The sequence below is a fragment of the Streptomyces sp. Qhu_M48 genome, from assembly GCF_051305195.1.
Lineage (GTDB): Bacteria > Actinomycetota > Actinomycetes > Streptomycetales > Streptomycetaceae > Streptomyces.
In genome coordinates, this window is sequence record NZ_CP195432.1 from 759418 (window position 1) to 780707 (window position 21290).

Consider the following 21290-nt stretch of genomic DNA (forward strand, 5'->3'; position numbering starts at 1 on the left):
TCGTGCGTTCTCTTTCCGGGCGGACGTACGGCTGCGGCACTGTGGGCCTCCCGTCGCGCGGGCGGTCTCGCTTACGATGGCCGTTGCGGTGGGGACCACCTGCCGTGCCCGCGCTCGCGTCCGTGACAAGACCCAGTGCCAGGCCCGACCGGCAAGGAGACCAGCCTCAGTGTCCGTCTTCAACAAGCTCATGCGTGCAGGCGAAGGAAAGATCCTGCGCAAACTGCACCGCATCGCGGACCAGGTCAACTCCATCGAAGAGGACTTCGTCAACCTCTCCGACGCCGAGTTGCGGGCGCTCACCGATGAGTACAAGCAGCGGTTCGCCGACGGCGAGAGCCTCGACGACCTGATGCCCGAGGCCTTCGCTACGGTGCGCGAGGCCGCCAAGCGTGTTCTCGGTCAGCGCCACTACGACGTCCAGCTGATGGGTGGCGCCGCGCTCCACCTCGGCTACGTCGCCGAGATGAAGACCGGTGAGGGCAAGACCCTCGTCGGTACCCTCCCGGCGTACCTCAACGCGCTCTCCGGCAAGGGCGTGCACCTGATCACGGTCAACGACTACCTGGCCGAGCGCGACTCCGAGCTCATGGGCCGGGTCCACCGCTTCCTGGGTCTGACCATCGGCTGCATCCTCGCCAACATGACCCCGGCCCAGCGCCGTGAGCAGTACCGCTGCGACATCACCTACGGCACGAACAACGAGTTCGGCTTCGACTACCTGCGCGACAACATGGCGTGGTCCAAGGACGAGCTCGTCCAGCGCGGCCACAACTTCGCCTGTGTCGACGAGGTCGACTCCATCCTCGTCGACGAGGCCCGTACGCCGCTGATCATCTCCGGCCCGGCCGACCAGGCGACGAAGTGGTACGGCGACTTCGCCAAGCTCGTCACCCGACTTTCCAAGGGTGAGCCCGGCAACCAGCTCAAGGGCATCGAGGAGACCGGCGACTACGAGGTCGACGAGAAGAAGCGCACCGTCGCCATCCACGAGGCCGGTGTCGCCAAGGTCGAGGACTGGCTCGGCATCGACAACCTCTACGAGTCGGTGAACACCCCGCTCGTCGGCTACCTGAACAACGCCATCAAGGCGAAGGAGCTGTTCAAGAAGGACAAGGACTACGTCGTCATGGACGGCGAAGTCATGATCGTCGACGAGCACACCGGCCGTATCCTCGCCGGCCGCCGTTACAACGAGGGCATGCACCAGGCGATCGAGGCGAAGGAAGGGGTGGCGATCAAGGACGAGAACCAGACCCTCGCCACGATCACCCTGCAGAACTTCTTCCTCCTGTACGACAAGCTCTCCGGCATGACCGGTACGGCCATGACCGAGGCCGCCGAGTTCCACCAGATCTACAAGCTGGGCGTCGTCCCGATCCCCACGAACAGGCCGATGATCCGCAAGGACCAGTCCGACCTGATCTACCGGACCGAGGTGGCCAAGTTCGCCGCCGTCGTCGACGACATCGCGGAGAAGCACGAGAAGGGTCAGCCGATCCTGGTCGGCACGACCTCCGTCGAGAAGTCCGAGTACCTCTCGCAGCAGCTCTCCAAGCGGGGCGTGCAGCACGAGGTCCTCAACGCGAAGCACCACGACCGCGAGGCCAGCATCGTCGCCCAGGCCGGCCGCCGCGGCGCCGTCACCGTCGCCACCAACATGGCCGGTCGCGGTACGGACATCAAGCTCGGCGGCAACCCGGACGACCTCGCCGAGGCCGAGCTGCGCCAGGCGGGTCTGGACCCGGTCGACCACGTCGAGGAGTGGGCCGCGGCCCTCCCCGCCGCCCTGGAGCGCGCCGCGAAGGCCGTGAAGGCGGAGTTCGAGGAGGTCAAGGAGCTCGGTGGGCTGTACGTGCTCGGCACCGAGCGCCACGAGTCCCGCCGTATCGACAACCAGCTGCGCGGTCGTTCCGGCCGCCAGGGCGACCCCGGCGAGTCCCGTTTCTACCTCTCGCTCGGCGACGACCTGATGCGCCTGTTCAAGGCGCAGATGGTCGAGCGCGTGATGGCCATGGCCAACGTGCCGGACGACGTGCCGATCGAGAACAAGATGGTCACCCGTGCCATCGCCTCCGCCCAGTCGCAGGTCGAGACGCAGAACTTCGAGACGCGCAAGAACGTCCTGAAGTACGACGACGTCCTCAACCGGCAGCGCCAGGTCATCTACGGCGAGCGCCGCCGCGTCCTGGAGGGCGAGGACCTGCACGAGCAGATCCAGCACTTCATGGACGACACGATCGACGACTACATCCGCCAGGAGACCGCCGAGGGCTTCGCGGAGGAGTGGGACCTCGACCGTCTGTGGAACGCCTTCAAGCAGCTCTACCCGGTGAAGGTCACCGTGGAGGAGCTGGAGGACGCGGCCGGGGACCGGGCGGGCATCACCGCCGAGTTCATCGCCGAGTCCATCAAGGGCGACATCCACGAGCAGTACGACGCGCGGGAGAAGCAGCTCGGCTCGGAGATCATGCGCGAGCTGGAGCGGCGCGTGGTCCTCTCCGTCCTGGACCGCAAGTGGCGTGAGCACCTCTACGAGATGGACTACCTCCAGGAGGGCATCGGCCTCCGCGCCATGGCGCAGAAGGACCCGCTGGTCGAGTACCAGCGCGAGGGCTTCGACATGTTCACCGCCATGATGGAGGGCATCAAGGAGGAGTCCGTCGGCTACCTGTTCAACCTGGAGGTCCAGGTCGAGCAGCAGGTCGAGGAGGTCCCGGTGCAGGCCAGCGCCCCCTCGCTGGACAAGCAGGACGCCGTTCCCGCCGGGCGCCCGGAGATCCGCGCCAAGGGGCTCGACGCCCCGCAGCGGCCGGACCGGCTGCACTTCTCCGCCCCGACCGTGGACGGCGACGGCGGTGTCGTCGAGGGCGACTTCGCCTCCGACGACGCGGACTCCGGCGACGGGATGACCCGGGCGGAGCGTCGCAAGGCGCAGAAGAACGCGGGTGGCGGGCGTCGCCGCAAGAAGTGAGGCGCCGCCGTCGAAGGCCCTGACGCGGGGTGCCTGACGCGGTGGGTTCGATGTGAGGGGTCGGTCGCCCGGTGGGTGGCCGGCCCCTTCGTCGTGTCTGTGCCGGTGTCCGCGCCTGCGCCTGTGACTGGCCAGCGCCCGTGCCGCCGTGCCTCTGTGTGGCGGGGCCCGCGCGCGTCAGGCGTGGTGGGGCGTCGTGCCGAGGCCGTCGAGTTCCACGGCCGCGCAGCGCCAGCGGTGGTCGGCGCCGCGCTCCAGGCGGAACGCCATCGCCCGGACGCGGGGGCCGGTGGCGATCGTCGCGAAGGCCTCCACGGCCGCTCGGCCGTCGTCCACCTGGACCGAGCAGCGGCGCAGGACCGGGCGGGGGCCGTGCGACCGCAGAGGCGTCTCCGGGGCGATCCGGACGAGCTGCTCGTACGCCTCGCCGACCGTGTGCCCGAGCATCCAGTGGACCGGCCGCTCCCCGCTCAGCACGGCGAGCAGACGCTCGGCGAAGACGGTGTGCGGGGGGAGGGCGCGGGGCGGCGTGACGCCACGGGGGCGGGCGCCGGCGGGGCCGCGTGGGCGGGTGCCCGCCGGGCCGCCGGGGGCGGTGCGGGGGCGGGGGGTGCGCGGGGTGCTCGGGCGGGTGGTCGCTGTCGAGGGGTGCGGCCGCGGCGTCTGCGGTGCCTGGGCGGCGGTCGTGAGGGTGGTGGTCATGGCGGGCCCCTGTCGTCGCGTAACCGAGTGGTACCGGTCGGTAACTTTCCGTTGGGGATCTTGTACGGGTGGGCTCGGAGGCGCCGCAAGGAGTCCGTCACGCCGGGGTGGGTCGACATCGGAATCACCTATCCGGGTGACGCGGGGGAAAATCGGCTCTCCGGGGCCCCGGGCGGGGCATCCCGCGGTGGACGGGCGCCGACGTCGGCCGGCCACTCCGAAGGGGGACTCCGCACGTATCCTGAGGGCCTCTCCGTCTACGAAAGCGGCCAGCCATGCGCGTGTACGTCCCCACGACCCTCCCCGGTCTCGCACAGGCGCACAAGGCGGGCGAGCTGGGCACCGGTCCGCTGACCGCCTACGCCGTCACCCCCGCCCTGCGCGAGTGGTACGTCTCCGACGACATCGAGGAGCTGGAGTACGCGGCGCTCAACCGGGCCGCGTCCGCCTCCCTGCGCCTCCTGGCCGGCGACCCCGAGGCGCCCCGGCGCCGGATCGTCGTCGCCGTCGACGTGGCCGACAAGGACGCGGCCTCGGACCCCGACCGGGGGCTCGACGCAGGGTCCGTCGGAGAGGTCCGGATCACCGGGCCCGTCCCGCTCGCCAAGGCCGCGGCCGTGCACGCCGACGCGGACGACGCGACGGCGGACGTGACGGCGGCCGCCGCCGCGCTGGGGGCGGCGGACCAGGGCGACGACGACGCGCAGTTCGTCGTGGACGGGGCCGAGGACCATGAACTGCTGTGGTTCGGGGTGCAGGAGATTCCGGGGCTGCTGGGCTGACGACCGCCCCCGCCCCGTCCCCGCTCGGAGGGCCCTCGGGGCTCTTCGACGGCGTAGGCGGCGGGTACCGTCTTTCCATGGGGAAGCACGGAAAGCACCTGGTCTGGGACTGGAACGGCACGCTGCTCGACGACATCGGCGCGATCATCGGGGCGACGAACGCCGCCTTCGCCGAGCTCGGGCTCGAGGAGATCACTCTGGAGCGGTACCGCGAGCTGTACACGGTGCCGGTGCCCAGGTTCTACGAGCGGCTCATGGGGCGGTTGCCCACCGACGCGGAGTGGACCGTCATGGACGGGGCCTTCCACCGGCACTACTGGGCGCGGGCCGAGGACTGCCTGCTGACCCTCGGCGCCGCCGAGCTGCTCGCGGCGCGGCAGGCGTCCGGGTTCACCCAGTCCCTGCTCTCGCTCGCGCCGCACGCGGAGCTGATACCGCTGGTGCGGCGGCACGGGATCGCCGAGCGGTTCGTACGCATGGACGGGCGGGTCGACGCGTCGACGGACGGGAAGTCGGGCCACATGGTGCGGCACCTGATCGCGCTCGGAGACGTGCCGGCGGAGCGGGTCGTCGTGATCGGCGACGCGGCGGACGACGCGGTGGCGGCGATGCACGTGGGCGCGAAGGCGGTGCTGTTCACCGGCGGGTCGCACAGTCGGGCGTCGTTGGAGCGGGTGGGCGTGCCGGTGGTGGACTCGCTCGCGGAGGCCGTGGCCGTGGCGGAGGAGCTGGTCTGACGGGCCCTGCCCCCGGGTGGGGCCGGTCCGACGGGTCCGCCCGGGTGGAGAGGCCGGTCCGACGGGCCAGCCGGAGGTAGAGAGGCCGGTCCGACGGGCCAGCCGGGGGTTCGACCGGGTGGAGCCGGTCCGACGCCCCCGCCCGGGGTGGAGAAGCCGGTCCGGCAGGCCCGCCCGGGGCGGGTTCGTGGGTGGGCGGTCAGGCCTTGGCGCGGAGGACCTTGAGGAACTCGCGCATCCAGGTGGGGTGGTCCGGCCAGGCCCGCGAGGAGACCAGGAGGCCGTCCACCACCGCCGCGCTGTCCTGGAAGGTCGCGCCGGCCGCCTGCATGTCGAGTTCGAGCGCGGGGTACGCCGTGACCCGGCGGCCCTCCAGGCCGCCGACCGCCGCCGTCAGGAGCGGGCCGTGGCAGATCTGGGCCACCGGCTTGTCGGCGTCGAAGAAGGACTTGAGGATCTTGCGGAGCTCCGGGTCGTTGCGCAGGTACTCCGGCGCCCGGCCGCCCGGGATCACCACCGCCACGTACGCGCCGGGGTCGACCTCCGAGAAGGCCAGGTCGGCGGGCCAGGTGTAGCCCGGCTTCTCCGTGTACGTGTCGAAGCCCGGCTCGAAGTCGTGGACGACGAACCGGAGCTGCTTGCGGGCCGGGGCCGCGATGTCGACCTCGTAGCCCTCTTCGAGCAGCCGCTGGTAGGGGTACATCACCTCCAGCGATTCCGCCGCGTCCCCGGTCACGATCAGGATCTTCGCCATGGCTCTCCCAGATCACAGATGGTCGGTCTGCCGTGCTGCGCCCATGCTTGCCTACGTGCTGCCGTCGGCGCGGTGTTTTGCCAAGAGGACATGTGTCGCTGTCCATAACGTCAAACTTCCACCCCCTCTTTTGTACACATACGGACCATGACGGTTCGGGGGGCGAGGGCGATAGGCTTTTGCCGTGATCAGCGCGATACGCCGAGGGGGCAGTGAAGCCCCCGGCTGCCGCCCGACCCGCCACGGCGGCCGGGCCGACCGTGCGTTCGCCGATCCCCTCCGTCCGGGCGCGCCGCTCTCTGTGGCCGATAACGACCCGGGCATCTCTCATCCGGGCATAACGTCGACTTCGACCGGAATCACCGCGTCGAGGCGTTGTGTCCTTTCTTCCACCGACGTCACGCAACGGCGCGCGACAGGAGTCAGAGGACATGCAGACCAAGCTGGACGAAGCCAAGGCCGAGCTGCTCGAAAGGGCCGCTCGGGTAGCTGAGCACAGCCCGGTCGGGGGGCGACTTCCGACGGGCCCGGAGGGTGCCGGGGAGCACCCGGACCGGGACACGGTGCTCGAGTACCTCCAGCGCTACTACCTGCACACCGCGCCGGAGGACCTCGGCGACCGCGACCCGGTCGACGTGTTCGGCGCCGCGCTCTCTCACTACCGGCTCGCGGAGAACCGCCCGCAGGGCACCGCGAACGTACGTGTCCACACTCCGACGGTCGAGGAGAACGGCTGGACAAGCAGCCACTCCGTCGTCGAGGTCGTCACCGACGACATGCCGTTCCTGGTGGACTCGGTCACCAACGAGCTGTCACGCCAGGGCCGCGGCATCCACGTCGTGATCCACCCGCAGGTCCTCGTCCGCCGCGATGTCACCGGCAGGCTCATCGAGGTCCTGTCGGCGCAGATCCTGGGGGAGCTGCCGCACGACGCGCTCACCGAGTCCTGGATCCACGTCGAGATCGACCGCGAGACCGACCGCGCCGACCTCAAGCAGATCACCGCCGACCTGCTGCGCGTCCTGTCCGACGTCCGCGAGACGGTCGAGGACTGGGAGAAGATGCGCGACGCCGCCCTGCGGATCGCCGAGGGCCTCCCGGACGAGCCCACCGCCTCCGACCTGCGTCCGACCGAGGTGGAGGAGGCCCGCGAGCTGCTGCGCTGGCTCGCCGACGACCACTTCACCTTCCTCGGCTACCGCGAGTACCAGCTGCTCAACGGTGACGCCCTGTCCGCCGTCCCCGGCACCGGCCTCGGCATCCTGCGCTCCGACCCGCAGCACTCGGGCGACGACGAGGGCCACCACGCCCACCCCGTCTCGCCCTCGTTCAGCCGTCTGCCCGAGGACGTCCGCGCCAAGGCGCGTGAGCACAAGCTGCTGATCCTGACGAAGGCCAACAGCCGCTCGACCGTGCACCGCCCCTCGTACCTCGACTACATCGGCGTGAAGAAGTTCGACGCCGCCGGCAACGTCATCGGCGAGCGCCGCTTCCTCGGACTGTTCTCCTCGGCCGCCTACACCGAGTCCGTCCGCCGGGTCCCGGTCGTCAAGCGCAAGGTCCAGGAGGTCCTGGCGGGCGCGGGCTTCTCGCCCAACAGCCACGACGGCCGCGACCTGCTCCAGATCCTGGAGACGTACCCGCGCGACGAGCTGTTCCAGACGCCGGCCGACCAGCTGCAGTCCGTCGTCACCAGCGTCCTGTACCTCCAGGAGCGGCGCCGGCTGCGGCTCTACCTGCGTCAGGACGAGTACGGCCGCTACTACTCGGCCCTCGTCTACCTGCCGCGCGACCGCTACACGACCCGCGTCCGACTGCGGATCATCGACATCCTGAAGGAGGAGCTCGACGGCACCAGCGTCGACTTCACCGCCTGGAACACCGAGTCGATCCTGTCCCGGCTGCACTTCGTCGTCCGCGTCCAGCCCGGCACCGAGCTGGCGAAGCTCACCGACGCCGACGTCGACCGCATCGAGGCCCGGCTGGTCGAGGCCGCCCGCTCCTGGTCCGACGGCTTCGGCGAGGCGCTGAACGCCGAGTGCGGCGAGGAGCGTGCCGCCGAGCTGCTCCGCCGCTACGGCAACGCCTTCCCCGAGGGCTACAAGGCCGACCACTCGCCGCGCGCGGCCGTCGCCGACCTGGTCCACCTGGAGGCCCTCGCCCGCACCAGCGGCAAGGACTTCGCCCTCTCGCTGTACGAGCCGGTCGTCGCGGGCCCCGGCGAGCGCCGCTTCAAGATCTACAAGACGGGCGACCCGATCTCCCTCTCCGCCGTGCTCCCGGTGCTCAACCGGCTCGGCGTCGAGGTCACCGACGAGCGGCCGTACGAGCTGCGCTGCGCCGACCGCGCCCGCGCCTGGGTCTACGACTTCGGTCTGCGGATGCCGCTCCCGACCGGCAACGGCGGCGACTACCTCGGCGACGACGCCCGCGAGCGCTTCCAGGAGGCCTTCGCCGCCACCTGGACCGGCGAGGCCGAGAACGACAACTTCAACTCGCTCGTCCTCTCCGCCGGGCTCACCTGGCGCGAGGCGATGGTGCTGCGCGCCTACGCCAAGTACCTGCGCCAGGCCGGCGCGACCTTCAGCCAGGACTACATGGAGGACACCCTCCGCAACAACGTCCACACCACCCGGCTGCTCGTCAACCTCTTCGAGGCCCGGATGGCCCCGGAGCGCCAGCGCGCCGGCACCGAGCTGATCGACGCGCTCCTCGAAGAGCTCGACGCCGCCCTCGACCAGGTCGCGAGCCTGGACGAGGACCGCATCCTGCGCTCCTTCCTCACCGTCATCAAGGCCACCCTGCGGACCAACTTCTTCCAGACGACGGAGGACGGGAAGCCGCACGCCTACGTGTCGATGAAGTTCGACCCGCAGGCCATCCCCGACCTCCCCGCGCCCCGCCCGGCCTTCGAGATCTGGGTGTACTCCCCCCGCGTCGAGGGCGTCCACCTGCGCTTCGGCAAGGTCGCCCGAGGCGGTCTGCGCTGGTCCGACCGCCGCGAGGACTTCCGTACGGAGATCCTCGGCCTGGTCAAGGCGCAGATGGTGAAGAACACCGTCATCGTGCCGGTCGGCGCCAAGGGCGGCTTCGTCGCCAAGCAGCTCCCGGACCCCTCCGTGGACCGCGACGCCTGGCTCGCGGAGGGCATCGAGAGCTACAAGACGTTCATCTCGGCGCTGCTCGACATCACCGACAACCTCGTCGCGGGCGAGGTCGTGCCGCCGGCCGACGTCGTCCGCCACGACGAGGACGACACGTACCTCGTGGTCGCCGCCGACAAGGGCACCGCGACCTTCTCCGACATCGCCAACGGGGTCGCCGAGGCCTACGGCTTCTGGCTCGGCGACGCCTTCGCCTCCGGCGGCTCCGCCGGCTACGACCACAAGGGCATGGGCATCACCGCCCGCGGCGCCTGGGAGTCCGTCAAGCGCCACTTCCGCGAGCTGGGCCACGACACCCAGACCGAGGACTTCACGGTCGTCGGTGTCGGCGACATGTCCGGCGACGTCTTCGGCAACGGCATGCTGCTCTCCGAGCACATCCGCCTGGTCGCCGCCTTCGACCACCGGCACATCTTCATCGACCCCAACCCGGACGCGGCCGTCTCGTACGCCGAGCGCCGCCGCCTCTTCGAGCTGCCCCGCTCGTCCTGGGCCGACTACGACCCGGCGCTGCTCTCCGCGGGCGGTGGCATCCACCCCCGCAGCGCCAAGTCGATCCCGGTCAACGCGCAGGTCAGGGCCGCCCTCGGGATCGAGGACGGCGTCACCAAGATGACCCCGGCCGAACTGATGAAGGCCGTGCTCCACGCCCCCGTCGACCTGCTGTGGAACGGCGGCATCGGCACGTACGTCAAGTCCGCGGCCGAGTCGAACGCCGATGTCGGCGACAAGGCCAACGACGCCATCCGCGTCGACGGCCAGGACGTGCGCGCCAAGGTCATCGGCGAGGGCGGCAACCTCGGCGCGACCCAGCTGGGCCGCATCGAGTTCGCCCGCACCGGCGGCCCCGTGGGCGAGGGCGGCAAGGTCAACACCGACGCCATCGACAACAGCGCCGGCGTCGACACCTCCGACCACGAGGTCAACATCAAGATCCTGCTCAACGGGCTCGTCACCGAGGGCGACATGACCGTCAAGCAGCGCAACAAGATCCTCGCGGAGATGACCGACGAGGTCGGCACGCTCGTGCTGCGCAACAACTACGCGCAGAACACGGCCCTGGCCAACGCCGTCGCCCAGTCGCCGTCCCTCCTCCACGCCCACCAGCGGTTCATGCGCCGCCTGGGCCGCGACGGGGCACTCGACCGCTCCCTGGAGTTCCTGCCCAACGACCGGCAGATCCGTGAGCTGCTCAACAACGGCCGGGGCCTGAGCCAGCCGGAGCTCGCCGTCCTCCTCGCGTACACCAAGATCACGGTGGCCGACGAGCTGATCGGTACGGAGCTGCCGGACGACCCGTACCTGCGCGGGCTCCTCCACGCGTACTTCCCGACGCTGCTGCGCGAGAAGTTCACCGAGGCCGTCGACAACCACGCCCTGCGCCGCGAGATCATCACGACCGTCCTGGTCAACGACACCGTCAACGCCGGTGGCTCGACCTTCCTGCACCGCCTCCGCGAGGAGACCGGCGCGTCGATCGAGGAGATCGTCCGGGCGCAGACCGCCGCCCGTGTCGTCTTCCGCCTCGGCCAGGTCTGGGACGCCGTCGAGGCACTCGACAACGTGGTGCCGGCCGAGATCCAGACCCGGATGCGGCTGCACTCCCGCCGGCTCGTCGAGCGCGGCACGCGCTGGCTGCTCAACAACCGGCCGCAGCCGCTCCAGCTCACCGAGACCATCGAGTTCTTCGCCGACCGCGTCGAGGAGGTCTGGAACCAGCTGCCGAACCTGCTGCGCGGCGCGGACCTGGAGTGGTACCAGTCGATCCTGGAGGAGCTGACCGGGTTCGGGGTGCCGGAGGAGGTGGCCCTGCGGGTCGCCGGCTTCTCCTCCGCCTTCCCGATCCTCGACATCGTCGCGATCGCGGACCGGACGGACAAGGAGCCGCTCGCGGTGGCCGAGGTCTACTACGACCTGGCCGACCGGCTGCGGATCACCGACCTGATGGACCGGATCATCGAGCTGCCGCGCGACGACCGCTGGCAGTCGATGGCCCGCGCCTCGATCCGCGAGGACCTGTTCGCGGCGCACGCGGCGCTGACGGCGGACGTCCTGGCGGCCGGGGACGACGCGACGAGCCCGGAGGAGCGGTTCAAGGGCTGGGAGGAGCGGAACGCGGCGATCCTGGGCCGTGCCCGGACCACCCTGGAGGAGATCCAGGGCTCCGACACCTTCGACCTGGCGAACCTGTCGGTCGCGATGCGGACGATGCGCACGCTGCTCCGTACGCACAGCTAGGGACGTGATGAGGGAGGGCCCCGCCGGACGTCCGGCGGGGCCCTCCCTCTCGTCTGTCCGCTAGGCGGCTTCCTCCGGCGGTCCGGCGACCGTCGACGTCCACAGACGGTGGGCGGCGAGCAGGGCCGCCGCGAGCAGCAGGCCGTTGCGGAGCACCATGACGGTCAGCCCCTGGGCGGTGCCGCCGATGACCTCGTAGTACAGGACGGGGTACGCGAGCGAGCTCAGCGCGGCCGCCGGGAGCAGCAGCAGCGCCACCGGGCGCATGACGGTGCTTCGGGAGGTCAGGCAGACGGCGGCGAGGCCGATCAGCCAGATCATGTACTGGGGGCTGATCACCCGGCTCGTGACGGTGAACAGCAGGACGGCGGTGAAGGCCGCGTCGAGCGGGGTGGCGGCGGACCAGCGGTGGGCCCGGAGGCGCCACAGGAGCAGCCAGCCGAGGGCGAGGACGGTGAACAACAGGGCGAGGTGGCCGAGGCTGGAGACGTACGGGCCGACATACTCCAGTGCCCCGTACCGGAACTCGACCTTGCCCGGCCAGGCGCCGGTGGCCTTGGCGAGCGCGAGGGCGGTGCCGCCCAGGGACTCGATCTGGATGCCCCGGCTGCCCTGCTGGCGCAGGAAGCCCAGGGACTCGGAGAAGAACAGCGCGAGGGTGGCGAGGAGGGCGAGGGCGGTGACGGCGGCGGCGGTCCAGGCCTCGCGGCTGGTACGGCCCCGGGGGGTGCCGATCAGGGTGAGGACCGGCCAGACCTTCACCATCGCCCCGATGCCCGCGAGCGCCCCGCCGAACTGGTGGGCGGCGGTGGAGCGGGCGGTGACGGCGAGCAGCGCGAGCACGGCGAGGGCGGTGGTCTGGACGTCGTACCGGGCGAGCGGCAGGTGCAGGAGGAGCGGCAGGCCGCAGACCCAGACCCAGGCGCCGTGGGTGAGCCGGGCACTGTCGGCGCGGGCGAGGGCGACGGTGACGACCGCGTCGGCGAGGAGGGTGAGGGCGACGAACGCCTGGAAGTAGGTGAGCCAGGGGAGGACGCCCGGCGACATGATCACGAGGCCCGCGCCGGGCGGGTACTGCCAGGTGGCGTCGCCGGGCGGGAAGGTGCCCTGGACGAACTTCCCGTACCAGTGCTCGTAGAGGGCCACCTCGCGGGCGACCCCGCCGATGCCGAGGTTGTCGCGGAGCAGCAGCAGGACCATGCCGAAGCGGGTGAGGAGCCAGACGGAGGCGACGGCGAGGTAGGGGCCGTGCCCGACCGTGACGAAGGTGGCGGAGGTGAAGGTGTCCGAGTCGAAGGGGGACTTGGTGAGGGAGGGGGGCTCGGTCCCGGTCCGGCGCGGCGACTGCGGCTGTGGCTGCGGGTGATCGTTCGTCATCCTTCCGCACTGTAGCCCGCAATGCCCTGATTGCCCCTTTATTGGCGTCTTGTCTTTACTGGCGGTTTGTCGCGGTGAACTCCTCGTACGCCGCCACCACCTCCTCCGCCGGGCCGTCCATCCGCAGCGTCGGCCGGGAGATCGCGTCGTCCTTCTCGTCGATGCCGGAGAAGTCCACGATCTCCTCGTAGCGCTTCCGGACCTCCGCACGGCTCATGCCCATCGCGAGGCCGTCCAGGATCACGTTCCACTCGCCGGTGAGGGTCGTTCATCAGGGCCGCGTTCACGCCGAGGAGCGAGGGCTGTCCGTGGGTGTGGATCGAGCCCCGCTCGACGGGCTGGAGGCCCGCGACGGCCTTCAGGAGGGTCGATTTCCCACATCCGTTCGAACCGATCAAGCCAATTGCCTCGCCCCGGTGCGCGACGACGCTGACCCCCTTCACGGCGTGGACCCGGCGGCCGGCGGGTGCCGTTCTCCGGCGCCGCAGGATCCGGCCGAGCGCGGCCGTCGCCGAGCCCCGGCCCACCGCGCTCCTTCACTCCGCCCCACCCACCGGGCCCTACTTCACCGCGCCCGCCATCACCCCGGACGCGAACTGGCGCTGGAACGCGAAGAACACCACCAGCGGCACCACCATCGACACGAACGCCCCCGGCGCCAGCACGTCCACGTTGTTGCCGAACTGCCGTACCTGCTGCTGGAGGGCCACCGTGATCGGCGGCGACTGCGAGTCCGCGAAGATCAGCGCGATCAGCATGTCGTTCCAGACCCAGAGGAACTGGAAGATCCCCAGCGAGGCGATCGCGGGGCCGCCGAGCGGCAGCACCACCCGGGCGAACAGCCTCAGCTCGCCCGCCCCGTCGAGCCGTGCCGCCTCCAGGAGTTCGCGCGGGATCTCCGCGAAGAAGTTCCGCAGCAGGAAGATCGCGAACGGCAGCCCGAAGGCCGTGTGGAAGAGGACCACGCCGAGGGTCGTCTCGAAGAGTCCCACCGCGCCGAACAGCTTCGACACCGGGACCAGGGCGACCTGCACCGGGACCACGAGCAGGGCGACCACGAGCAGGAACCACCAGTCCCGGCCCGGGAACTCCAGCCATGCGAACGCGTACCCGGCGAAGGAGCCGATGACGAGGACGAGCAGGGTGGCCGGGACGGTGATCAGGACGGTGGAGAGGAGGGAGCCGGTGATCGTCTCGTCGGCGAGGAGATGGGTGTAGTTCTCCGTGGTCAGCCTGGCCGGGGCCGTGAACACCTGCCACCAGCCGCTCGCCGCGATGTCGGAGGGCGAGCGGAGCGAGGAGAGCAGCAGCCCCACCGTCGGCAGCAGCCAGAACAGACCGGCCAGGACGAGGAACACGCGGACCGCGCCGCCGGCCGCCCGGGCGGCCGCTCGCGCGGCCAGGGACGGGGTCGGCGCGGGAGCGGCCGGGGAGGGGGCGCGCGCCGCGCGGGGCCGGGAATCGGTGGACGTCACCGGCGGGTCTCCCTTCGGGTGCGGCGGATGTTGACCGCCATGACCGGCAGGACGAAGAGGAGCAGGACGACGGCGATGGCCGAGCCGATCCCGAGATCGGCGTCCGTTCCGAAGGACGAGCGGTACAGCTGGAGCGCGAGCACGTTCGCGTCGTCCTGGGCGGAGCCCGGCGCGATGACGAAGACCAGGTCGAAGACCTTGAGCACGTTGATCATCAGGGTGACGAGGACGACCGCGAGGACCGGGGCGAGCAGGGGCACGGTGATCCGGCGGAACACCTGCCACTCGTTCGCCCCGTCCACCCGCGCCGCTTCGAGCAGTTCGCGCGGGACGGCGGCGAGCCCGGCACCGATCAGCACCATCGCGAACCCGGCCCACATCCACACGTACGCCCCGATGACGGCCGGGGTGACGAGCGAGGGGCCCAGCCACTCCACGCCGTTGTACTGTTCCCGGAAGTTGCTCGCAGGCAGCCGGAGTACGGCCCCGTCCGCGCGGTCGGCCGGCAGGGTGAAGGTGCCGTCGGCGGCGGCCGTGGCCCGGGCGACGACCTCGCCGTCCCGTACGGCCTCGATCCGCAGCCCCGCGAGGCCCTGCTCGGCCGGGTCGACGGCGTTCGGCCGTCCGCCGCCGCCCCGGGTGAAGTCCAGCCAGGCCGTGCCGGTGATCGTGCCCGGGTCGGCGCCGGTGGGCTCGCGGGCCGGGCGGGCCTCCTTCGGCATCTGCCCCGGCGCCACCCCGATCAGCGGAAGCCGTACGGGCTCCCCGGCGCGTACCGGCTCCTTCGTGACGAACGCGCCGTCGCCCGCCGCCTTCAGCGGATGCGCGGGCAGCGGCCGGGCCCGTGGGAAGCCGGAGGACTCGGCGAAGGTGTCGTGGACGCCGACCCAGACGGCGTTGGCGACCCCGCGGTCCGGGTCCTGCTCGTAGACCAGCCGGAAGATGATCCCGGCCGCGAGCATCGAGATCGCCATCGGCATGAAGACGACCAGCTTGAACGCGGTGCCCCAGCGCACCCGTTCGGTGAGCACGGCGAAGACCAGGCCGAGGGCGGTCGCGACCACCGGGGCGACGACCAGCCAGATCACGTTGTTGCGCAGGGCGGTGCGGAGCGAGTCGTCGTCGAGGAGGGCGAGGTAGTTGTCGAGACCGACGAAGGTGGCGCCGGAGCGGTCGAAGAGCGAGCGCTGGACGGAGTACCCGATGGGGTAGACGACCAGCGCGCCGAGCAGGATCAGGGCCGGGAGCAGGAACCCGGCCGCGACGGCCCGGCTCCTGCCGTCGCGTCTGCTCCGGTTCCTGCCGCTTCCGGGGGTGCGGGTGACGGTGGCCATGCCGGCCTCAGCCCTTCGCCGCGGCCCGGTACGCCTTCTCCGCGTCCGCTTCGAGACGCGCCTGCGTCCCCGCGATGTCCTTCGGGTTCTTCAGGAAGTCCTGGAGCGCCTTCCACTCGCCCTTGCCCGGTGTCCCGCCGAACGACTGCGGCATCTGGTCCGACATGTCGAAGCGGAAGTCGTCACCGGCGCCGATGAGCGCCTTGGCGATCTCGCGCTGGACGTCGTTGGGGTACGCCGACGGGTCCAGGTTCTTGTTGGGGGAGAGGAAGCCGCCCTCGGCCGCCCAGATCCTCGCCGCGTCCGGGGAGGCGAGGAAGGCGAGCAGCGCCTTGGCGCCCTTGGTGTCCTTGAGGGCCACCGCCGCGTCGCCGGCGGTCACCACGGGGGTGGTGCCGGCCGCGCCGACCTTCGGGAACGGGAAGACCTTGGCGTCCGTGCCGATCTTCGCCTCCGTCTGGGCGATGTTGACGGCGGCGAAGTCGCCCTCGAAGACCATCGCGCCCTTGGGCTGGTCGCCGCCCGTGAAGGTCTGGGTGACCGAGGCCGGGTACTCCGTCTGCAGCGCGCCGCTGGTGCCGCCCGCGATGAGGGACGGCTTGCCGAAGAGTTCGGCGAGCGTGGTGAGGGCCGCGGTGACGGACGGGTCGGTCCACTTGATCGTGTGCTTCGCGAGCTGGTCGTACTTGGCGGGGCCGGCCTGGGAGAGGTAGACGTTCTCGAACCAGTCGGTGAGGGTCCAGCCGTCCGCGCCGCCCACCGAGACCGGGGTGACGCCCGACGCCGAGATCGTCTCGGCGGTGGCGAGGAACTCCTTCCAGGTCTTCGGCTCGGTGGCGCCCGCGTTCTCGAAGACGGCGGTGTTGTACCAGACCAGGGACTTGTTGGCGGCCTTGAAGTAGACCCCGTACTGGGTGCCGTCGACCGCGCCGAGATCCTGCCAGCCGCGCGAGTAGTTCGCGGCCAGCTGGGCCTCGGCCTCCGGGCCGACCGGCTTCAGCCACTTCTGCGCGGCGGCCTGCTGGATGGCGCCCACCTGCGGCAGCATCGCCACGTCGGGCGGTGAACCGCCCGCGATCTTCGTACCGAGGAAGTTCACGATCGGGTCCTGGGCGGGCACGAAGGTGACGGTCGCGCCGGTGCGCTTCTCGAACTCCTTCAGGACCTTGGTGAAGTTCTCCTGTTCGGGTCCCGTCCAGACCGCGGCGACCTCGATCTTCTCGCCCTTGAGGGGGAGGGCGCCGCCGCTGGGGCCGGCTTCCCCCGGCTCCTTCTCGGCGCCTCCGCCGCCGCACGCCGCGAGGGCGAGCGCGGCGAGAGCCGTGAACGCCGTCATGGTCACTGCGGCCTTGCGTGGACGAAGAGTTGTACGCATCGCTGCCCCGTCTCTCCCGTGCGCTTCGCTGTCCCGTGTCGACAGGTCTACGCCGGGGCGGCCGGGGCCCGCAATACCGCCTCCTGCCCCAAGAGGCTTATCGTGACTCTCTCGTGACGTAGTGTCAGCCGTGCGCGGCGGGGCTCAGCGGAGGTACGGGGCTCGCCTCGACGGAGCGGGCCGCACGGTCGAGTGCGCTCGCCAGGAGGGCCAGGTCGGTGGGTCCGTTGCCCAGTTCACGGACGGGGCGACGGGTGGGCGGATCGCCCATCCGCTCCCACTCCAGCGGCACGACCGTCGGGCGGAGCGTCGCCGTCCGGGGGATCCGGCCGGTGACGCGGCCCGTCTGGAAGGGGGTCACCCGGCCGTCCGGATGCCCGAGCCGCCCGCGTCCGGCCGCCGGTACGTCCGGCCCGGGGGTCACCGGCGGCGCGTCGAGCACGATCCGCAGCCGGGCGCCGTGGGCCAGCTCCGTGTCGGCCGTGCGGTCCGGGCGCGCGGAGGTCGCGACGAGGTGCACCCCGAGCCGCTCGCCGTTGCGCGCGACGGCCTCCAGGGCCCGTACGACGGACCCGGCGGCGGGCCGTCCCGAGGCGCCGAGCGCGGGGGCGACGAGGGCGTCGAAGTCGTCCACGAGAACGATGAGCCGGGGGAGGTACGCGGGGCCGCCCGCGCCCCGTGCGGGGGAGTGCTCCCCGGTGGAGGGGCGCGGGATCCGGCCGCCGGGCTGCTCGGTCGACGGGTGCGGGACGCGCCCGGAGGCGAGGTCGCCGTCCGCGGGGCGCGGGACGCGCCCGCTCGGGCGGTCCGTGAGGTCGCCGTCGCCGGTGCGGAGGGTGCGGCTGCTCGGGCGGTCGTCGAGGGGGCTGCCGTCCCGTCGCGGCAGGCGCCCGCTGGGCGTGTCCGCGAGGAAGGCGTCGGCGCCCGGCCGGGTGCCCGACCGCTCGTCGACCGGACCGTCCCCGGTGCGGGGGCCGCGTCCGCCGAGGCCGTCGGCACCGGCGCGGGAGAGGCGTCCGCTCGCGCGTCCGCCCAGGTCGTCGGCCCCGGTACGGGAGACACGGCCGCTGCCGTGGCCGCCGAGGTCCTCCGCTCCCGTGCGGGGTACGCGTCCGCTCGGCCGGTCCGTGAGGTCGTCGTCGCCGGTGCGGAGCGTGCGGCTGCTGGGGCGCCCGCCCGGCTCCTCGGAACCGGAGTACGAGCCCCGCCCGCCCGCCCGGCCACCGAGGCCGTCGGCGCCGGGGTACGGGGTGCGGCTGCTGGTCCGGGCGTCGAGGTCGCCGGGGTAAGGGGTGCGGCTGCTGGTCCGGGTGTCGAGGTCGCCGGGGTACGGGGTGCGGCCGCTCGCCCTGCTGTCGACATCGCTGGAGTACGTGATCCGGCCGCTGGGCCGGCCGCCGAGGTCGTCCGCCGCGGGGTACGGGCCGCCCGTGCGGCCGCTCCTGGTGCTCGGGAGGGCGCCGATCGTGCCGTCGCCCGTGCGCAGGGTCCGGCCGCTGGTCCGGCCGTCCAGGTCGCCCTGGTCCTGGACGCGCACCGTCGCGCGGGCACCCTGGGGCACGGACTCCGCCGCGCTCGGGGCGCGCTGGCCGATCAGCCGGTCGGCGGCGGGCCCCGCGCGCGTGCCCCTGCGGTCGGCGAAGTGGCCGTCACCGATCAGCTCCGCCCGGCGCTTCAGCTCCGCGCCGAGCGCCTGGGCGAACTCCCGCATCCGCACCGGGTCCGAGGCCACCAGGTGCTCGGTGACGTGCGGCAGCTCCGTACAGGCCGCGAGTCCTTCGCCGCGCTCGCCACCCGCCCCGTCCACCAGGAGCAGGCCGAGCCGGTCGGGGCGACCGCCGGCCGCGAGCGAGGCGGCGATCGACCGGAGCAGCTCCGTGCGTCCGCTGCCCGCGGGCCCCTCGATCAGCAGGTGGGGGCCCTCCTTGGTGAGGTCCACGGCCAGCGGGCCGCGCGGCCCCGCGCCCAGGACGGCCGTGCCGTCACCGGCGGAGGCCCAGCGGGCCATCAGGGAGGCGGGGGTGGCACGGGCGAGCCCGAGCTCGTCGAGGAGGCGCGACGACGGGGGCAGCGCGGCGGCCCTGGCGCCCGGCGCGGCCGCCGCGTCCGTGCGCAGCGGGGCCAGCGCGCGGCCGAACCGCTCGGCCCAGGCGACGGAGACCGCGTCGACCACACCGACCGTGCCGTGGCCCGCGACCCGGCCGCCCGCGGTGCGGAGCAGCCGCAGGGCCGTGGCCACGTCGCCGCTGAGGAGCACGGCGGCCCCGCACTCGCGGAACGCGAGGGACGTGGCGCAGGCCGTCTCGTACGTGGCGGCCACCGGGGAGACCGGGGACGCCGAGGGCGCCTCGGCGAGGCAGAGGAGGTGGATGCCGGCCGCCGCTCCGGCTCCGGCCAGCCGCGCCACCGTCTCGCGCAGCGCCGCCGAACCGGGGTCGCCGTCGACGATCACGACCGTCGTCGGCCCCTCGTGCCGGGCCGCGACCTCGGCGACGGAGGCACGGTCGGCGCTGGGCCAGCCGGGTCCGAGCGGGCCGTCGTCGAGCCGTCGGGTCAGCTCCGCCGTACGGGCCTGGGCCTGCTCGCGGTCGTACGCCAGGAGCAGCCGGCAGTCCTGGCCGTGGGCGGGCCGGACGTGCGGGAGCCAGCCGAGCCAGCCCCAGGCACGGCGCCGCTCGTCGAGGGAACGGTTCCGGTCGGCGCTGATCAGCACGATCTCGAGGTCGGCGGGGGAGTGCAGGGCGGCGAGCTGGGCGATCACCGACCGGGCGAGCCCGGCGAGGCGGTCGGCGGGGCCCGCGAGGCCCAGCGAACCGGCCTCCCGGAGTCCCACGGTGACCGGGACGCCCGACAGCTCGGCCCGGTCCGTGGTGCCGAGCCGGACCACCAGGGCCTCGGAGTGCTCCGGACCGCGCTCCCAGAGCCGGAGCCCGGGGCCGAGGGCGGTGAGCAGGACGGTGGCCGGGTCGGGCCAGGTGTCGGCCATCGGCACGGGGGCGGGGGCGCCGTCCCGCGCGGTGAGGCCGGGCCGGGTTCCGGCGTGGGTGTCCGGGGCGGTGGCCGGGGGGTCCGCGGCGGGTGCCGGTAGCTCCTCGCGGCCGCCGGTCAGCCGCCGGGCCCAGGCGCCGAGGCCGCGCTTGGATCCCGTACGGGCTCCGCCGGCCGGGGCCGGTCCGGTGTCCTCCCGCGACGGGAGGGTCCTGTCGTGGGCCGTGCCGTCCTCGGACCGGTCGGGTCCGCCGTGTCCGTCCGGTCCGGGGCGTCCGTCGCGGTGGTCCTCCGTGCGCGCGTGGCCGGGGGAGCCGGTGCCGTACCGCTCGTCGTACGGGTCCTCGGCCGCGGCACCGAACGCCCCGCCGCCGAAGAGGACCCCGCCCGCGCCGCCGTGGGTCGTGTCGTCCGTCTGGCCGCCGGGAGGCGTGCGGGGCACGCCCGCCGGTGCGGAACGCTCCGCACGGTCCGGGTCGCCCCCGGGGGCGATGCGCAGGTGGCCCTCGCCGTCCGGGGCCGTCGCCCTCGTGTCCGTGCCCCCGAGGTCGTCGCCGGGGCCGGTCAGCCGGAGGGCGGACTCGCCGAGGCGCAGCAGCGCGCCCGGGCGGAAGCGGACCGGGCGGTCCCCGACGGGCACGCCGTCGAGGGTCGTGCCGTTCGTGGAGCCGCGGTCGGCGACCGTGACCCGGCCGTCCTCGCCGACGGTCACCGTGCAGTGCGCGCGGGAGACGTCCGGGTCGTCGAGCGGCACGTCGGCGTCGACGGAACGGCCGATTCTGATCGGTCCGCCGTGCAGCAGGTGCACTCCGCCGGCGTCCGGACCCGCCACCACGTGGAGCCGTGCGGTGGCCGTCTCGTCGACGCGGTCGTCCGGGCCGGGGACCTGGAGGGAGAGGACCGCGCCGTCGACGAGCGGGGGTTCGCCGAGCACGCAGCGGCGGGTGTCGAGCCGCTCCGCGCCCGCGTAGAGCACGGTGGTGCCCGAGGCGGAGGTGTCGGGGCCGGTGACGGCGGCGGCGAGATTCGAGGCCACGGCGGCGAGGGCCGTCCCGGCGGGGGCCGTGACGAGCACGTCGCAGGCGCGCCCGGTGCCGTGGCCGGCGTACGGCGCGAGGACGGTCAGCCGGATCTGCATCGCCGTCAGCGGTCCCTTCTGCGCGCGATGCCGGCAGGGGAACCGCCCTGTGACTCCCCCCACCCGGCACGGACGCGTCGCCCGGTACAGGTCGGCACGGCGCGGGGGCTCCCGACCCCTCCGATGCGACGTGCTGGAGGCATCCTCGCACCTGCCACGGACAACCCGCCCCCGGGTCGGCCGGAAGTGATCTTGAATGGTCGGCTGTGAACGTAAAAGTGCCTGGTTGAGCATGCCTTCGGAACATGCCCG

11 protein-coding genes and 1 pseudogene are annotated in these 21290 nt (G+C 72.5%); 4 read left to right on the forward strand and 8 right to left on the reverse strand.

Annotation, left to right across the window (positions count from 1 at the left end):
* Positions 1-169 precede the first annotated feature (169 nt).
* Positions 170-2974: a preprotein translocase subunit SecA gene (gene secA, locus ACRRSS_RS03745; RefSeq protein ID WP_435969789.1), complete on the forward strand. Its 2805-nt coding sequence runs from the start codon at positions 170-172 to the stop codon at positions 2972-2974.
* 177 nt (positions 2975-3151) lie between these two features.
* Here the strand turns inward: secA and ACRRSS_RS03750 are convergent, their stop codons facing one another.
* Positions 3152-3676: an Rv3235 family protein gene (locus tag ACRRSS_RS03750; protein WP_435969790.1), complete on the reverse strand. Its 525-nt coding sequence runs from the start codon at positions 3674-3676 to the stop codon at positions 3152-3154.
* A 275-nt stretch (positions 3677-3951) separates the two neighbouring features.
* Here ACRRSS_RS03750 and ACRRSS_RS03755 point away from each other — a divergent pair, with 275 nt between their 5' ends.
* Positions 3952-4458 (forward strand): DUF6912 family protein, encoded by a 507-nt coding sequence (locus tag ACRRSS_RS03755; RefSeq protein WP_435969791.1) that lies wholly within the window; start codon positions 3952-3954, stop codon positions 4456-4458.
* Between the two features lie 77 nt (positions 4459-4535).
* Positions 4536-5195: an HAD family hydrolase gene (locus ACRRSS_RS03760; RefSeq protein WP_435969792.1), complete on the forward strand. Its 660-nt coding sequence runs from the start codon at positions 4536-4538 to the stop codon at positions 5193-5195.
* 199 nt (positions 5196-5394) lie between these two features.
* Here ACRRSS_RS03760 and ACRRSS_RS03765 read toward each other — a convergent pair whose 3' ends face one another.
* Entirely contained in the window at positions 5395-5949 is a 555-nt protein-coding gene (locus tag ACRRSS_RS03765; RefSeq protein WP_351910243.1) for a DJ-1/PfpI family protein, read from the reverse strand.
* A gap of 431 nt (positions 5950-6380) precedes the next feature.
* On the opposite strand from ACRRSS_RS03765, the gene ACRRSS_RS03770 reads away from it, so the two are divergent.
* Entirely contained in the window at positions 6381-11351 is a 4971-nt protein-coding gene (locus tag ACRRSS_RS03770; protein ID WP_435969793.1) for an NAD-glutamate dehydrogenase, read from the forward strand.
* A gap of 60 nt (positions 11352-11411) precedes the next feature.
* Here ACRRSS_RS03770 and ACRRSS_RS03775 read toward each other — a convergent pair whose 3' ends face one another.
* The 6 genes and pseudogenes from ACRRSS_RS03775 to ACRRSS_RS03800 form a co-directional block, all read right to left on the reverse strand.
* Entirely contained in the window at positions 11412-12728 is a 1317-nt protein-coding gene (locus tag ACRRSS_RS03775; protein WP_435969794.1) for a glycosyltransferase 87 family protein, read from the reverse strand.
* A gap of 130 nt (positions 12729-12858) precedes the next feature.
* Positions 12859-13255 (reverse strand): annotated as a pseudogene (locus tag ACRRSS_RS03780) (ATP-binding cassette domain-containing protein); the annotation flags it as partial.
* A gap of 33 nt (positions 13256-13288) precedes the next feature.
* Positions 13289-14203: a carbohydrate ABC transporter permease gene (locus ACRRSS_RS03785; RefSeq protein ID WP_435969795.1), complete on the reverse strand. Its 915-nt coding sequence runs from the start codon at positions 14201-14203 to the stop codon at positions 13289-13291.
* Entirely contained in the window at positions 14200-15537 is a 1338-nt protein-coding gene (locus tag ACRRSS_RS03790; RefSeq protein ID WP_435969796.1) for a carbohydrate ABC transporter permease, read from the reverse strand. The genes ACRRSS_RS03785 and ACRRSS_RS03790 overlap by 4 nt, the downstream gene beginning before the upstream one ends.
* A 7-nt stretch (positions 15538-15544) precedes the next feature.
* On the reverse strand, positions 15545-16912 hold the full coding sequence (locus tag ACRRSS_RS03795; RefSeq protein ID WP_435969797.1) for an ABC transporter substrate-binding protein: 1368 nt from the start codon (positions 16910-16912) through the stop codon (positions 15545-15547).
* Between the two features lie 124 nt (positions 16913-17036).
* Positions 17037-21038 carry an FtsK/SpoIIIE domain-containing protein gene (locus ACRRSS_RS03800; RefSeq protein WP_435969798.1) on the reverse strand — a complete coding sequence of 1334 codons (4002 nt, stop codon included), beginning with the start codon at positions 21036-21038 and terminating at the stop codon, positions 17037-17039.
* Positions 21039-21290 lie beyond the last annotated feature (252 nt).

Bases quoted from the DNA above. Each gene is read 5' to 3' on its own strand.
- ACRRSS_RS03750 (WP_435969790.1), bottom strand. From the start codon at position 3,676: ATGACCACCACCCTCACGACCGCCGCCCAGGCACCGCAGACGCCGCGG.
- ACRRSS_RS03755 (WP_435969791.1), top strand. From the start codon at position 3,952: ATGCGCGTGTACGTCCCCACGACCCTCCCCGGTCTCGCACAGGCGCAC.
- ACRRSS_RS03760 (WP_435969792.1), top strand. From the start codon at position 4,536: ATGGGGAAGCACGGAAAGCACCTGGTCTGGGACTGGAACGGCACGCTG.
- ACRRSS_RS03765 (WP_351910243.1), bottom strand. From the start codon at position 5,949: ATGGCGAAGATCCTGATCGTGACCGGGGACGCGGCGGAATCGCTGGAG.
- ACRRSS_RS03770 (WP_435969793.1), top strand. From the start codon at position 6,381: ATGCAGACCAAGCTGGACGAAGCCAAGGCCGAGCTGCTCGAAAGGGCC.
- ACRRSS_RS03775 (WP_435969794.1), bottom strand. From the start codon at position 12,728: ATGACGAACGATCACCCGCAGCCACAGCCGCAGTCGCCGCGCCGGACC.
- ACRRSS_RS03790 (WP_435969796.1), bottom strand. From the start codon at position 15,537: ATGGCCACCGTCACCCGCACCCCCGGAAGCGGCAGGAACCGGAGCAGA.
- ACRRSS_RS03795 (WP_435969797.1), bottom strand. From the start codon at position 16,912: ATGCGTACAACTCTTCGTCCACGCAAGGCCGCAGTGACCATGACGGCG.
- ACRRSS_RS03800 (WP_435969798.1), bottom strand. From the start codon at position 21,038: ATGCAGATCCGGCTGACCGTCCTCGCGCCGTACGCCGGCCACGGCACC.